Annotated in this window: 10 protein-coding genes; 4 read left to right on the forward strand and 6 right to left on the reverse strand. The window is 70.6% G+C overall.

The features are described 5' to 3' along the window. Window positions 1-66: 66 nt before the first annotated feature. Genes aroE through LAJ19_RS05285 form a run of 4 tightly spaced genes read left to right on the forward strand, consistent with a single transcriptional unit; the run spans window position 67 to window position 5,951 of the window. Window positions 67-933 carry a shikimate dehydrogenase gene (gene aroE, locus LAJ19_RS05270; RefSeq protein ID WP_225477276.1) on the forward strand — a complete coding sequence of 289 codons (867 nt, stop codon included), beginning with the start codon at window positions 67-69 and terminating at the stop codon, window positions 931-933. Continuing rightward, window positions 930-4,259 carry a CHASE domain-containing protein gene (locus tag LAJ19_RS05275; RefSeq protein ID WP_432804230.1) on the forward strand — a complete coding sequence of 1,110 codons (3,330 nt, stop codon included), beginning with the start codon at window positions 930-932 and terminating at the stop codon, window positions 4,257-4,259. The genes aroE and LAJ19_RS05275 overlap by 4 nt, the downstream gene beginning before the upstream one ends. Beyond that, window positions 4,256-5,548, forward strand: a complete 1,293-nt coding sequence (locus LAJ19_RS05280) for a sensor histidine kinase (RefSeq protein WP_225477280.1) — start codon at window positions 4,256-4,258, stop codon at window positions 5,546-5,548. The genes LAJ19_RS05275 and LAJ19_RS05280 overlap by 4 nt, the downstream gene beginning before the upstream one ends. Before the next feature lie 4 nt (window positions 5,549-5,552). Next, window positions 5,553-5,951 carry an OsmC family protein gene (locus tag LAJ19_RS05285; RefSeq protein WP_225477282.1) on the forward strand — a complete coding sequence of 133 codons (399 nt, stop codon included), beginning with the start codon at window positions 5,553-5,555 and terminating at the stop codon, window positions 5,949-5,951. 21 nt (window positions 5,952-5,972) lie between these two features. Here the strand turns inward: LAJ19_RS05285 and LAJ19_RS05290 are convergent, their stop codons facing one another. The 6 genes from LAJ19_RS05290 to LAJ19_RS05315 form a co-directional block, all read right to left on the reverse strand. Beyond that, window positions 5,973-7,289 carry an aminotransferase family protein gene (locus LAJ19_RS05290; protein WP_225477284.1) on the reverse strand — a complete coding sequence of 439 codons (1,317 nt, stop codon included), beginning with the start codon at window positions 7,287-7,289 and terminating at the stop codon, window positions 5,973-5,975. A gap of 523 nt (window positions 7,290-7,812) precedes the next feature. Continuing rightward, window positions 7,813-8,310 carry a DinB family protein gene (locus tag LAJ19_RS05295; protein ID WP_225477286.1) on the reverse strand — a complete coding sequence of 166 codons (498 nt, stop codon included), beginning with the start codon at window positions 8,308-8,310 and terminating at the stop codon, window positions 7,813-7,815. A 92-nt stretch (window positions 8,311-8,402) separates the two neighbouring features. Next, entirely contained in the window at window positions 8,403-9,980 is a 1,578-nt protein-coding gene (locus LAJ19_RS05300; RefSeq protein WP_225477288.1) for an L-glutamate gamma-semialdehyde dehydrogenase, read from the reverse strand. Between the two features lie 159 nt (window positions 9,981-10,139). Then, window positions 10,140-11,063, reverse strand: coding sequence for an ROK family protein (locus tag LAJ19_RS05305; RefSeq protein WP_225477290.1), 924 nt, complete (start codon window positions 11,061-11,063; stop codon window positions 10,140-10,142). A 38-nt stretch (window positions 11,064-11,101) separates the two neighbouring features. After that, complete coding sequence (locus tag LAJ19_RS05310) at window positions 11,102-11,383, reverse strand: hypothetical protein (RefSeq protein WP_225477292.1); 282 nt, start codon at window positions 11,381-11,383, stop codon at window positions 11,102-11,104. Window positions 11,384-11,494: 111 nt separating this feature from the next. After that, on the reverse strand, window positions 11,495-13,024 hold the full coding sequence (locus LAJ19_RS05315) for a DUF4127 family protein (protein ID WP_225477294.1): 1,530 nt from the start codon (window positions 13,022-13,024) through the stop codon (window positions 11,495-11,497). Window positions 13,025-13,125: the final 101 nt, after the last annotated feature.

A 13,125-nucleotide genomic window follows, 5' to 3' on the forward strand; every position in this document is an offset into this window, starting at 1 on the left:
CATGCGCTGTGCGGCGCAGCCTGGCCGGGCGGACTGAACCGCCGGAAACTGCTCTAGACTGAAGCTGTGAGCCTGCTGGACGGTCCTGCCCCCACCTTGCGCGCCTTCCTGTTTGCGGATCCGGCGTCTCACTCGCTGTCCCCGCAGATGCACCGCGCGGCCTTCGCGCACGCCGGGCTGAACGGCACGTACGAGGCCCGGCACGTCCCACCGGCCGACCTGGGCGACGCGATCGGGGGACTACGCCAGCCGGATGTGCTGGGCGCCAACCTGAGCCTGCCGCACAAGGAGACGGCCCTGGCGCTGCTCGATGACCTGAGTGACGCGGCGCGGGCCATCGGCGCCGTGAACACCATCATTCACCGCGGCGGGCGGCTGCTGGGCGACAACACCGACGCCCCCGGATTCCGGGACGCCCTCACGGACGCGGGGTACCGCTGGCCGCGCGGCGCGGACACTGTGGTGCTGGGCGCCGGGGGTGCCGCGCGCGCCGCCGTGTACGCCCTCACCCGGGCCGGGCAGACCGTGTGGGTGGTGAACCGCACCCTGAGCCGCGCGCAGGCCCTCGCCGACGCCTGGGACGTGCGCGGCGCGCCCCGCTCTGTTCACGCCGCCGAAGTGACCCGCGTGCCGTGGCCCCAGGTGAGTGTGATCGTGAATGCCAGCAGCGCCGGTCTGAACGACCCCGGCCAGTCGCCCCTGGACGCCGCGGTTCTGGACGAGCTGCCGGCAACGGCCCTGGTGTACGACATGGTGTACAAACCCGCCGAAACCCGCCTCATGCGCGACGCCCGCGCCCGAAACCTGAAAGCAGAGAACGGCCTGGGCATGCTGGCCCATCAGGCCCGGCTGGCCTTTCACGCCTGGACCGGCGCAGCTGTCCCTGCGGGCGTCTTCACCGGCGCCCTTAACCCATCCCAGGCCGGCGGATGACCGTGCGTGATCGCCTGCGCGGCCATCAGGTGCCCGCCCTGGTGCTGCTGCTGGTGGTGATCCTGACCCTGCTGGTCGCGTTCGTGGTGCACACCTTCGCCCGCGAGCAGCAGCGGGGCCGCTTCGAACGGGAGGCGGGCGCGTACACGCAGGCCCTGCGCGACCGCCTGCTGGTGTACGAACGCCTGCTGGAAGCCACCCGCTCCGCCTGGGGGGCGCAGGGGCCCGTGATGAACGAACGGACCTTCGCGCAGTACGTGGCAGGACTGGACCTGGACCGCCGCTACCCGGGCGTGCAGGCCGTCGGGTTCGGCGCGCTCATCCGCCGGGACGAGGCCGGCGCCGTGGAGGCGCGCCTGCGCCGCACCATCAGCCCGACCTACACCATCCGCACCTCAGGCCCTCCCAGAGACCAGCAGGTCATCATTGCCATGATCGCTCCGCCCACCACCCGCAACCTGCAGGCGCTGGGCTTTGACATGTACAGCGAACCCGTCCGCCGGGCCGCGTTCGACGTGGCCCGCAACCGTGACCGGGCGCAGGCCACGGGGCTGCTTCTGCTCGCGCAGCGGGACCCACTGGGCCGGCAGTACCCCGGGCTGCTCGTGGCCCTGCCCGTCCGGCAGGACGGGCAACTGCTGGGTTTCCTGTACCTCGCCGTGCGCGCCGACCGGCTCCTGGCGGACCTCGCCGCGCCCAGAGCCGACCAGAGCAGCGGCAGCCTGCACGCCGAGGTGCGGCTTGCCGGGCAGTCCCTGCCGCCAGCGCCGGCGGACCTGCAGAACCTGCCGTTCCGGACGACCACCAGCTTCGCCCTGGCCGGACAGCCCTGGACCCTGACCTTCGGCGCGACCAGTGACTTTGGCCGCGACCAGGCGGCGCTCGTGCCGTACCTGCTGGCCCTGCTGGGCCTGCTGATCGCCGGGTTTTCCTTCCTGATGGTCAAGGCGCAGGTGGACGCACGTGGCCGCGCCGAACGGCTCAACGTGTCGCTCGGTCTGGCGCGCGCGCAGCAGGCCACGGCCCGCGCGGAATTCGAAGCGATCTTCCACTCCATGCAGGACAGCGCCGCATTCACGGACCCGGACGGCCGCATCCGGCTCGTGAACAGCGCCCTGGCCACCCAGTTCGGTCAGAGCGCCGGGGACCTGCAGGGGCAGCTGCTGGGCGTACTGCACGAGGACCGCCGCCTGGACCACGCGGCGGGCTTCGCGGCGCTCTCCACCCAGTACCGCCGTGCGGACGGCAGCGTGTTCACCGGTGAGGCCCAGCGCGGCGAGGTCCGCTCCCCGGACGGCACGCTGCTGGGGCTGCTGGAAGTGATCCGTGACGTGACCGAACGCGTCAAGGCCGAGCAGGCTGTCCACGCGGAGGAGCGCCGCTCACGGGCCGTGCTGGATGCCATGCCGCACATCGTGATGCTGTCCTCCCCGGACGGCACGGTGACCTACCGCAACCGCCGGCACGCGGAACTGCTGGACGGCTCGGATTTCGCCAGCCGCATCGATGAACGCGACCGGCCCGCCTACCAGCGCATGCGGCAGCAGGCCACCACCGAGAACCGCGACAGCCGCTGCGAGGTGCGCCTGCTCGTCCCCGGTGACAGCGCCCGCTGGTTCGAGGTGCGGACCAACCCCATCCGCGCGGCCGGTTCCGCAGGGCGTCCCGGGCAGGTGACGGACTGGGTCACGAGCGCCACCGACATCCACGACCGGCTGCTGGCCGAGCGGCTCGCGCAGCGCAATGAGGAACGCTACCGCGCGGTTCTGGAGGGCATGCCTCAGATCGTGTGGCTCACCGACCCGGCCGGCACCCCCGTGTATTTCAACCGGCGCTGGGCGGAACACGTGGGCGCCGAACGCGCCAGGCAGGGGTTCCTGTCCCTGCTGCACCCGGACGACCGCGCCGACTACCAGCGCCGCTGGATGGCCGCGCTGCGCAGCGACCGGCCCTTCGAGGCCGAGCACCGCCTGCTGGGTCTCGACGGGCACTACCGCACGTTCGTGACGCGTGGCCTGCCCGTGCAGGACGCGGCCGGACAGGTTCTCGAGTGGGTGGGCACAAGCACCGATGTTGACGATCAGGTGTACGCCGAGCAGACTGCCCGCCTGCTCGCCGACGTGACCGAACAGCTGACCGCCCGCAGCGACGACCCCAGTCACCTGCGCCACGACCGGTACCGCGCCGCCCTGGCCCGTCTCGGGTCCCGGTTCGTGGACAGCGGCGCCCTGTGGACCGTGAACCCCACCCAACTCGTCGCGGTCTCCTCTCCGGGCGCCACGTGGCACTCCGCGGCGTTCCACGTCGTGGCGGGACAGGCCATCGAGCGGGTCGTCACGAATGAGGATCCCGTGTTCATCGACGCGGACCCAGCGCTGCACCGCGTGAATGCCACTGGGGCGCTGTTCTACCCGCTGACCGGGCGGGGCGGCACGCTTGTGGGCGTGCTGGGCCTCCTGTACCGTCAGGCCCTCACCGCCCGGGACCATGATTTCGCGCAGGAACTCGCCCAGCGTTTCGCGTCGGCCCTCAGCAACGACCGCCTGCAGGAAAGGGTGCTGGCTGCGCAGGCCGACCTGCAACAGCTGAACCAGTCGCTGGAGGAGCGCGTCGAGCAGCGCACGCGCGAACTGGAGGCCGCCAACCGGGAACTGGAGGCCTTCAGCTACTCCGTCAGCCATGACCTGCGCACCCCCCTGCGGCACATCGTGGGATTCGGCGACCTGCTGCACAAAGAAACCGGGGACAGCCTGAGCCCGAAAGCCCAGCGGTACCTGACGGTCATCAAGGACTCCGCCAGCCGCATGAGTCAGCTGATCGACGATCTGCTGGCGTTCTCACGCATGGGGCGGCAGGAACTCCGGCAGGTGCCTGTGAATCTGCGGCAGGTGATTGAGACGAGCTGGCGCGGCCTGGAGCCCGACCGGCAGGGCCGGCACATCACGTTTCAGCTGCCGGACGCGCTGCCGACCGTGCAGGGCGACGAGGCGCTGCTGACGCTGGCGTTCACGAACCTGCTCAGCAACGCCATCAAGTACTCGCGCGGGCGCGACGAGGCGCGCATCGAGGTGGAGGCGCAGGTCACCGATCATGAAGTGACGGTGAACATCACGGACAACGGGTTGGGCTTCGATCCGCGCTACGTGGATAAACTGTTCGGTGTGTTTCAACGTCTGCACCGCGCCGATGAGTTCGAAGGCATCGGCATAGGCCTCGCCAACGTCCGCCGCATCGTCACCCGCCACGGGGGGCAGGTGGCCGCGCAGGGCCGTCCCGGTGAGGGCGCCACCTTCAGCGTCACCCTGCCTCTGGGAGGACCGGCGTGAGCCTGCCGGACTCCGGTCTGCCCACGCCCGGCGGCCAGCTGCGCATCCTGCATCTGGAGGACAGCGAACTGGACCACGAACTGGTCACCATGCACGTGGACACCGAGCTGCCCTGGCCGGTGCAGTTCCTGCGCGTCGAGGACGAGGACGGCTTTCTGAGTGAACTTGAGCGCTTCACGCCGCACCTGATCCTCAGTGACTTCGCGCTGCCCAGCTACGACGGCCTGAGCGCCTACCGCGCCGCGCACGCCCGCGTGCCGAACGTGCCGTTCATCATCGTGACCGGCGCCATGGGCGAGGAAACAGCCGTGGACACCCTGCGCGAGGGCGTGACCGACTACATCCTCAAGCAGCGCCTGGAACGCCTCCCGTCCAGCATCCGCCGCGCCATGAGCGAAGTCGAGTCCCGCATTCAGCGTGAACGGGCCGAACGGGAGATTCGCCAGCTGAACGCCGACCTCCGCGCCCGGCTCGAGGAGGTCGAACGGCTGCGCAACACCGCCGAGCGGCAGAGCCAGCGTCTCGAAGTGCAGGCCAAACAGCTCGAAGAAGCGCTGAACCTCCAGAAAACCTTCCTGGCCGAGACCAGCCACGAACTGCGCACCCCGCTTACCGCGCTGCACGGGTACCTGCGCCGGGCCGAGCGCGAAGCTGGCGGCAGCCAGACCCTCCAGGACGCGCAGCGCGTTGCCGAGAACATGACCCGCCTCGTGAACGACCTGCTGCAGCTCTCGCGCGGGGAACTGGTGCAGAGCATCGAGATGCACTTCATGAACCTGGGCCAGCTGCTGCGCCAGGTGGGGCGTGACTATGGCGTCAACGCCCCGGACGGCGCCTTCGAGATCGTCGGTGACCCGGGCCGCCTGACGCAGGTGTTTATCAACCTTGTGACGAACGCCATCCGCGTGACCGGCAGGACCGAACTGGTGCGCCTGGAAGTCGAGCCGCGCGCCGGAGAGATCGAGGTGCGCGTCGTGGATCACGGCCCCGGCGTGCCCGACGCCGTGAAACCTCGCATCTTCGACAAGTTCTACCGCGGCAAGGAAGCCGGCTCCGCCGGCCTGGGTCTGACCATCGCGCAGCAGGTCGTCACCGCCCACGGCGGCACCATCGACGTGATGGACACGCCCGGCGGTGGCGCCACGTTCCGCGTGCGCCTGCCCCTGCCTGAAGAGGACGCCGGAGAGGACGACCTTGATCTGGACTCCCTCACCCTGGACGGCGAACCGGATGACGGCACAGATGCCCGGACAGCCGACACTTCTCGCCTGCCGGACGCGCTAGCGTAGACCTATGAAGAAGACCCTGAACGTGACCTGGCTGGGGGAGCAGCGGTACCTGGGCGTCAGCGAAAGCGGACACCAGCTGCTGATTGACAACAGCCCCGTGAAGGTGGGCGTGTCCCCCATGGAAGCCCTGCTCGGCGCACTGGCCACCTGCACCGCGTACGACGTGGTGGAAATCATGAAAAAACGGCGCACGCCCCTCGCCAGCTACCGCATTGAGGTGGAGGGCGAGCGCGCCGGGACTGACCCCAAGCGGTACACGCACATCACCGTGCGGCACGTCGCGAGTGGCGAAGGCGTCACCGAGGACGCGCTGAACCGCGCCGCGCACCTCAGCCACGAGAAATACTGCTCGGTGGCAGCCACGCTCAACAGCGACATCACGGTCGAGACGCGCGTCGAGTAACCCCGGCGCAGCACTTCAGGGTCAGAGGGCCGCGGGCGTCCCGGTCCGCGCCAGAGCCCGGTCCAGACGCTCCAGCAGCAGGTCAACCTCCGCCGCTGTGATGCTCAGCGGCGGCCCCAGCAGCAGGTGATCGCCCCGCACGCCGTCCAGCGCGCCGCTGCCCGGGTACGTCAGCAGGCCCTCGGCCCGTGCGGCGGCCGCCACCCGCTCCGCGATGCCGGGCTGCGCGTACGCTTCCCCGGTATCCGGGTCCCCCAGCAGAACGCCAAGCAGCAGGCCCTGGCCCCGCACCGCCAGCACCTGAGGATGGCGCGCCTTCAGGGCCTCCAGGCCGCTGAGCAGCTGCGGCCCCCGGGCCTGCGCGGCACGCACGAGCCCTTCTCGCTCCACGATGTCCAGCACGCTCAGGCCCGCCGCGACACTCACCGGGTGGCCCGCGTACGTGAACCCGTGCTTGAAAGCGCCACTGCCCTGCATGACGGTGTCATACACGTGTGGGCCTGCCATCAGCCCGGCCAGCGGCGCGTACCCGGCCGCGAGGCCCTTGCCCAGCACGACGATGTCCGGCGTGACCGGCGCCGCGTCCTGCGCGTGGAGCCGCACAGCCAGGGGGGCGCCGCAGCGGCCCATTCCACTCATCACCTCATCCGCAATGAACAGCACCCCATACTCGCGGCAGATCGCGGCCACCTGGGCGTGATATCCGGGATTCGGGGTGAGGGCCGCGTCCGACGCACCCACGACCGGTTCACAGATGAAAGCAGAGACGGTCTCGGGACCCGCCGCCTCCAGCACCGCCCGGAGGCGCCCGGCGTCCTCTGGCCCACTGAGGGCCGGATCGGGCTTCGGCATTTTCGGCCAGGCGTCCTCGCGCATCAGGGGTGCGTACACGGCCCGCCGCGCGCCCATCCCGGACGCGGCCAGAGCTCCCAGGGACGCCCCGTGATAGCTGGGCGTGCGGGTGATCACCTTGAACCGCGCACTCTCGCCGCGTTCCACGTGATACTGCCGCGCCAGCTTGATGGCGCTTTCGTTCGCCTCCGACCCGCCGGACACCGCCCAGAACCGGTGGTCCGGCAGATTCAGGAACGTTGCAAGCCGTGAAGCGTACGTTTCCAGCACCTCACTGGAAAACTGTGAGCCGTGCACAAAGGCCAGGGCCTGCGCCTGCGCCGCCATGGCCGCCCCGACCTCCGCCCGCCCGTGCCCGATATTCGCCACGAGCGCGCCGGACGACCCGTCCAGAACGCGGCGCCCTGAGGCGTCCTCGATGAACACCCCCTCGGCGCGCACGGCGACGGGGTACGACTTGCTGGACCGGTAGAACACATTGGACATGGCAGCTTCCTTCACGGGAAAGAGAGGCGAACAGGACCGGAGGACAACGGCACAGCGCGGGCAAGGCCAGCTTTACCCATGTCTCTCCCAGATGGCAGCGGCCACAAGCGGAGCGTCCGCCGCACCAGCCCCCGCCGGCCCCTGGGGTTGGCGCCTTGCCAGGCAAAATTCAGGCCCGGCGCCGTCCACGGGTGGGACTGCGCACAAGCGCCCGCGTTGAAGGCCGGGCCGCGCGCCAGCTCACGAAGTTTGAGCGTGACGGCCAGCGACGCCGCGCACCAGGCGGCCCAGCCACCCGGGCTACGCCGACACCCTGACGCCGGCCGGCCCGACTGCTCATCCACTGCGGCCGCCAGCCGCCACGCCGGCCACACCTGCACCTGCGCCGCCAAAGACGGCAAACCCACCGGGGCAGGTGCAGCGTGGGCGGCGCTCAGGCCTTCCGGCACCCGCTCCCATGACACGTTCACCAGCCTGCGCAGGAACAGCGGACGGGGGGCGGGGGCGAACACCCCGGAACCTGTTACCACGTGTCACCGCCGCCCGGAGGAGGCCACGCGCCCAGCGCCTGCCGCACGGTGACCACCTGACCGAAGTGGTGCGTGGTGTGCAGCGCCATGTCGGCCAGCAGTTCCCCGATGGTTTCCTCATGATTCACCGGGTTCGCGAGGTCCGGCCGGGCCGCGTGGGGGTCAATGCGGGCCAGCAATTCATAGAAGTCGTTGCGCACCCGGCTCCACTCGGCGGGCGTCACGGCCGGCCAGGTGTCCGCGGCGCGCTTCGGGTAGGGCTGCGCTTCGCCCATCTCGATGATGTCCAGCATCCAGCGGTTCCACCAGTTCACGTGCGCCACCAGTTCCGCCACGCTGTGCGGCAGCGTTCCGGGGCGCGTGGTGGCCTGTTCGTCGGTCAGGCCGCTCAGGGACGCCTCGACGCCCACGAACGCCTGCCCCCCCCGGAAGAGTTTCGGGAGGAGGCGCGCGAACGCGAGCTGGGAACGGACATTTCGGTCATCAGTCATAACGCCAGTGTCTCAGATGCCACCCGGAAACCGGGCGGGAAAGGAACGAGGCCGCCTTCACGGGCGCCCGGTCACGCCCGGCGCCGGGGGGGTCAGTACTGCTGCGCGATGGTTTTCGTCTGAAGGAACCAGAACAGGTAATCCGGGCCGCCCACCTTGGCGTTCGTGCCGCTCATGCCGTACCCGCCGAAGGCGTGCGTGCCCGACAGCGCGCCCGTGCACTTGCGGTTGATGTACAGGTTGCCCACGTGCAGGCGCCGGCGGGCTTCTTCGATCTTGCGGGGGTCGCGGGAGTAGAACGCGGCGGTCAGCCCGTACTCGCTGTCGTTCGCCAGTTCAATGGCGTGCTGCCAGTCGCGTGCGCGCGTGAAGGCCAGCACCGGCCCGAAAATCTCCTCCTGGAACAGCGGGTCTTTGGCTTCCACGTCTGCGAGCACGGTGGGGGAGACGTACCCGCCCGGGCGTCCACCCGTGTCGGGGGTGTCACCGCCCAGCAGCAGGCGCGCGCGCGCCTGGCCGTCCTGCACGAACTGCTGGATGCGGTCGGCACTGCCCTGGTGAATCACGGGGCCCAGGTCGGCGTTGTCCTCGGGAAGGCCGACCTTCAGCGCGCGCGCTTTGTCCACCACGCGGGCGAGCAGGTCGTCGTACACGCTGCTTTCCACAATCACGCGGGAGCACGCGGAGCACTTCTGGCCGCTGTAGCCGAACGCCGCCTGCACAATGCCGGTTGCGGCGGCTTCCAGGTCTCCGTCCGCGCACACGATGGTGGGGTCCTTGCCGCCCATCTCTGCGATCACACGTTTGAGCCAGCGCTGCCCGGGCTGCACGCGGGCGGCGCGCTCGTAGATGCGGCACCCGATCTCCTTGCTGCCGGTGAACGCAATCATCCGCACGCCCGGATGATCCACGAGCGGGTCGCCGAGCACGTCATCCGTTCCGGTCAGGAACTGAATGGCGCCGCGGGGGAGTCCCGCCTCGAACAGCAACTCGACCATCAGGTACGAGGAGAGCGGCGTTTCACTGGCCGGCTTCCACAGCACGGTGTTCCCGGCGGCGAGGGCGCCGAGGGCCATGCCCAGTGGAATGGCACTGGGGAAGTTCCACGGGCTGATGCACGCCACGACGCCCAGGGGTTCATACACGGTGGTGACGTGTTCGTCAGGCATGGGGTACACAGGTTTGCCCTGCCCCCACCGCAGCGCCTCGCGGGCAAAGACCTCGAAGTGATCCACGCTCTCGGCCACCTCGCCGTCCGCTTCGGCCCAGTTCTTGCCGTTCTCCAGGGTCATCACGGCGTTGAATTCCATGCGGCGGGCGCGCAGCAGCTGCGCGGCGCGCTTGAAGATGCTCGCGCGCTGGAACGGGTCACTGAAGCGCCACTCCTCGAAGGCCTGCTGCGCGGCCTCCACGGCCTCATTCAGCTGCGCCGGGGTGGCCTTCTGAAAGCTCCAGACAACCTCCCGGGTGTCGGCGGGGTTGCGGACCTCAAAGGTTCCGCTGCCCTGGGCGGCCTGTCCGGCCACGATCAGGGGGAAGGTCTGCCCGACGTACTGGGCGCGCACCTGCGTGAACGCGGCCCGCTGTCGCTCGGCCATCTGCGGGTCCCGGAAGGTGAAATACGGTTCATGCTCGAAAGGAAGGAATCCTTCCATGAGGGTGCTGGTCATACGGCCTCCTTGGTGGTGACTGGAGGCTAACACACCATTTCAGGGGCGTAAACACGCTGTCAGACGCTATAAATGCTGCCCTTCCACGGTTGCGGCTGGTGGCCGGCCGACAAAAAACCTTTCAAACGCCAGGTAATCAATGAGAGGTTCAGCTGACGCTCACCCCTTCACTCCTGGCGCGGCCGCCCACAACGCGGCGCCGATCAGCCCGGCGTCGGCCCCCAGGCCCGCGTGCACCACCTCCGGCCGGTACCGCTCCGGAAACGCCTCCAGCGCCGCCCGGACCCGCTGCCGGTACCCGGCGCGCAGCCCGACGCTGCCGCCCAGCGCCACCCGCGTGACCCCCAGCAGCGCCGCGATATCCGCAATCTTCCAGGCCAGCACGCCTGCCGAATGCCCGTACGCCTCCTGCGCAGCGGCGTGGCCCGCCTCCGCCGCGTCACACAGGGCCCGCGCATCCGGGAAGCCCACTGCAGCCGCCCGCGCACTCAGGGCCGTGCCGCTCGACTCGAATTCGAGTGGTGCCAGCCGTCCCAGCGGCGTCGCGTACCCCTCATGCCACAGCGCCGGCACACTCACGAACCCCAGTTCGGCGTCCAGACCATTGCCAGCGAGGTGCAGCTGTCCCCCCAGCACCAGTCCCGCACCCACACCGGTGCTGATCGTCACGAACATGAATTCCCGTGTGCCCCTGCCAGCCCCCGCCACGAACTCACCCCACGCGGCGGCCCGCGCGTCATTCAGCGCGGCGCACGGCAGGTTCAGCGCCGCGCCCAGCTGCTCAGCCAGCGGCACGTCCACCCAACCGGGAAAGGTATGCGCCGCGGTCGCCGTGACGCGGCCCAGCGCCACCGCCCCCGCACAGGCCACGCCCAGCGCCCCCGCCTGCTCCGCCAGCGGCGCGGCGAGCGCCGCGGCGGCCGGCACCACCGCGTCCGGCGTAGCGGGGCGCGGCGTGCGCTGCTCGACCCGCGCCGTCACCCGGCCGCCCTCCACCAGGGCGGCGCGCATGCTCGTCCCTCCGATATCCAGGGCGAGCAGCGGTCGGGCGGCAGTCAGGGCAGGCGCGGCAGAGGCAGTCACGGGGGCATTCTGCCATCCGGGCCTCCGCCCGGGGACCGTTACTCGGTCCAGGCCACCCGGCCGCTCTCACCGACCACCACGCGCGCGGCGCCGTCCTCCGTGGCCAGCCGGACGTGCTCGCCCTGAACCTGCACTGTCGCTTCACCCTGCACCGGCACCCGCCACGCCTGGTGCGGCCACAGCCGCTCCCGCTCGACGCACGCGCCGGTCTCGCCACACACCCGCAGGCCCGAAAGAACCTGCCCGGACCGGTTCACGACCTGCACGCCGGGCTCCGCGCCGAACAGCAGGTGCGCCCACGCGACCAGGGTGAGCGTCACCAGCACCGCCCCCCCACCGCCCACGAGGGTGAGGGGGCGGCGGGCCGGGCGTGGGCAGGCAGGGCGGGCGGCGTCATAGGCCCAGTGTGCCGCAGGCGCGTCTGCGCCGCATCAGCCGTTTGATGCACCGCTCGGGCTGCCCGGACGGCCCGCGCTCACCGAGAGAGGAACGACGCCCGTGAACAGACGCGGCCACGCGAGGTGAGGGTCACCCAGGGACAGTGTCAGGTTGCGGGAGGCAAAGTGCCGTGCCCACACCGCCTGCACGCGCGGCGGCAGCAGTTCCCGCAGCGCCGCTTCTGCCTCGGCCCGCTGTTCGCCCAGATCAAACGGGCTGGGGTTCCCCAGCCGCTCCCGCACCAGCGTCCGCACCTCGCCCTGGTACAGCACGTCATCGGCAAAGCGTTCCATCAGCGCCCCGGCATGCGCCGCGCGGTCCACCACCAGCGGCGCCAGCTTCCCGAACGCCACCGCCGACCCCAGCGTGTTGCCCGCCGTGTTCCACGCACTGAACCCCGCCAGGTCGGCGAGCGGCAGGCGCTGCATCAGCGTCCACAGGCGCATTTCCGCGCCGTTCGGGTACGCGATGTCCGCGACACTCACGGCCCGCCCCGCCTGCAGATCCGCCGCGACGGCGTCCACGAACGCCGGCAGGTGCCGGTGCGGCGTGTCCACGGACGCGAAATCCGGCTGCCGGTGCGCCTGCCGCGAGCCTGGTGTGTTCACGGCGAGCACGAACGCCGCCTCCGCCAGCGAGTCCGCCGGTCGGCACCCGGCGGCCCGCAGGTGCGCCCGGACCAGTTCCCCCGCGGGCCGGTCCTCGTACAGCAGCTCTGCACCTGCGCCGGTCATGCCGCTGTACCGGACCCACACCGGCACCTCCTGCGGACAGAGCGCCCGGGCCAGCAGCGCGCTCGGCACCTCGTCCGCGCCCGGGTACACGTCCAGGCGGTCCCACACGCCCAGTTCGTCCGTACGGGCTTCCAGCAGGCGACGGTCGAAGGCCGCCAGTCCGTACGGCGTGGTGTCGTCCAGCGTGAGGCACAGGTGGGTCAGCACGCCGCCCGCCAGCAGGTCCAGGGCCGCCAGGTGCAGCGCCCGGTTGCGTTCCCGGGTGCCCACCCAGTCTGCCAGGACGTCGGCGGGAACGGCTGAACGCGCCGCGTCCAGGGCGGAACGTTCGCTCTCCCCATGCCGGGCCTGCCGGTCGAACGCCGTGGAGTACGCCCGCAGCTCACGGCCCCACTCCCCGTAGTACGGTTTTTCCTCGTGAGGGTCGTTGTCGTGCGCCACGCGCACAATCACGCCGAACGCATAGATCCGCAGCGCCGGGTGACGCGAGTGAACCTCACGCAACACGGCCAGCCGCGCCAGGGCCACCTCCAGGGTGTCCGGCACGCGGCGCGCGGGAATCATGCCGCCCAGGCACAGCGTCTCCAGGCACACGACCAGCACGTCCGCTGCGGGCGCCTCACGCCCGAGCCAGTGCCGCAGCGCGTCAGTGTCACCCGGCGTGAAAAAGTCCGGCAGGGCGACGGCCGGCGGGACGCGCACCTCTGCGCCCGTCATGCCGCCCAGCCGCACCGGCAGGCTCAGTGTAGGCGGGCGGGTGTCCGGCGGAACGAGCAGCACGCGGGTCATGCCGGGCAGGCTAGCAGGGCGCAGCGGCGGGTGTCCGGCGTCCCCGCGTTGCGCCGGACCTGAAAGGGCCTTCACATGATTCGGCCCGGCGGCGCCGGTGT

This window comes from Deinococcus taeanensis, from assembly GCF_020229735.1.
In the GTDB taxonomy this organism is placed as follows: Bacteria; Deinococcota; Deinococci; order Deinococcales; family Deinococcaceae; genus Deinococcus; species Deinococcus taeanensis.

Coding starts and splice junctions, on each gene's coding strand:
- LAJ19_RS05285 (WP_225477282.1), top strand. CDS start 5,553: ATGAAGAAGACCCTGAACGTGACCTGGCTGGGGGAGCAGCGGTACCTG.
- LAJ19_RS05275 (WP_432804230.1), top strand. CDS start 930: ATGACCGTGCGTGATCGCCTGCGCGGCCATCAGGTGCCCGCCCTGGTG.
- LAJ19_RS05295 (WP_225477286.1), bottom strand. CDS start 8,310: ATGACTGATGACCGAAATGTCCGTTCCCAGCTCGCGTTCGCGCGCCTC.
- LAJ19_RS05290 (WP_225477284.1), bottom strand. CDS start 7,289: ATGTCCAATGTGTTCTACCGGTCCAGCAAGTCGTACCCCGTCGCCGTG.
- LAJ19_RS05315 (WP_225477294.1), bottom strand. CDS start 13,024: ATGACCCGCGTGCTGCTCGTTCCGCCGGACACCCGCCCGCCTACACTG.
- LAJ19_RS05300 (WP_225477288.1), bottom strand. CDS start 9,980: ATGACCAGCACCCTCATGGAAGGATTCCTTCCTTTCGAGCATGAACCG.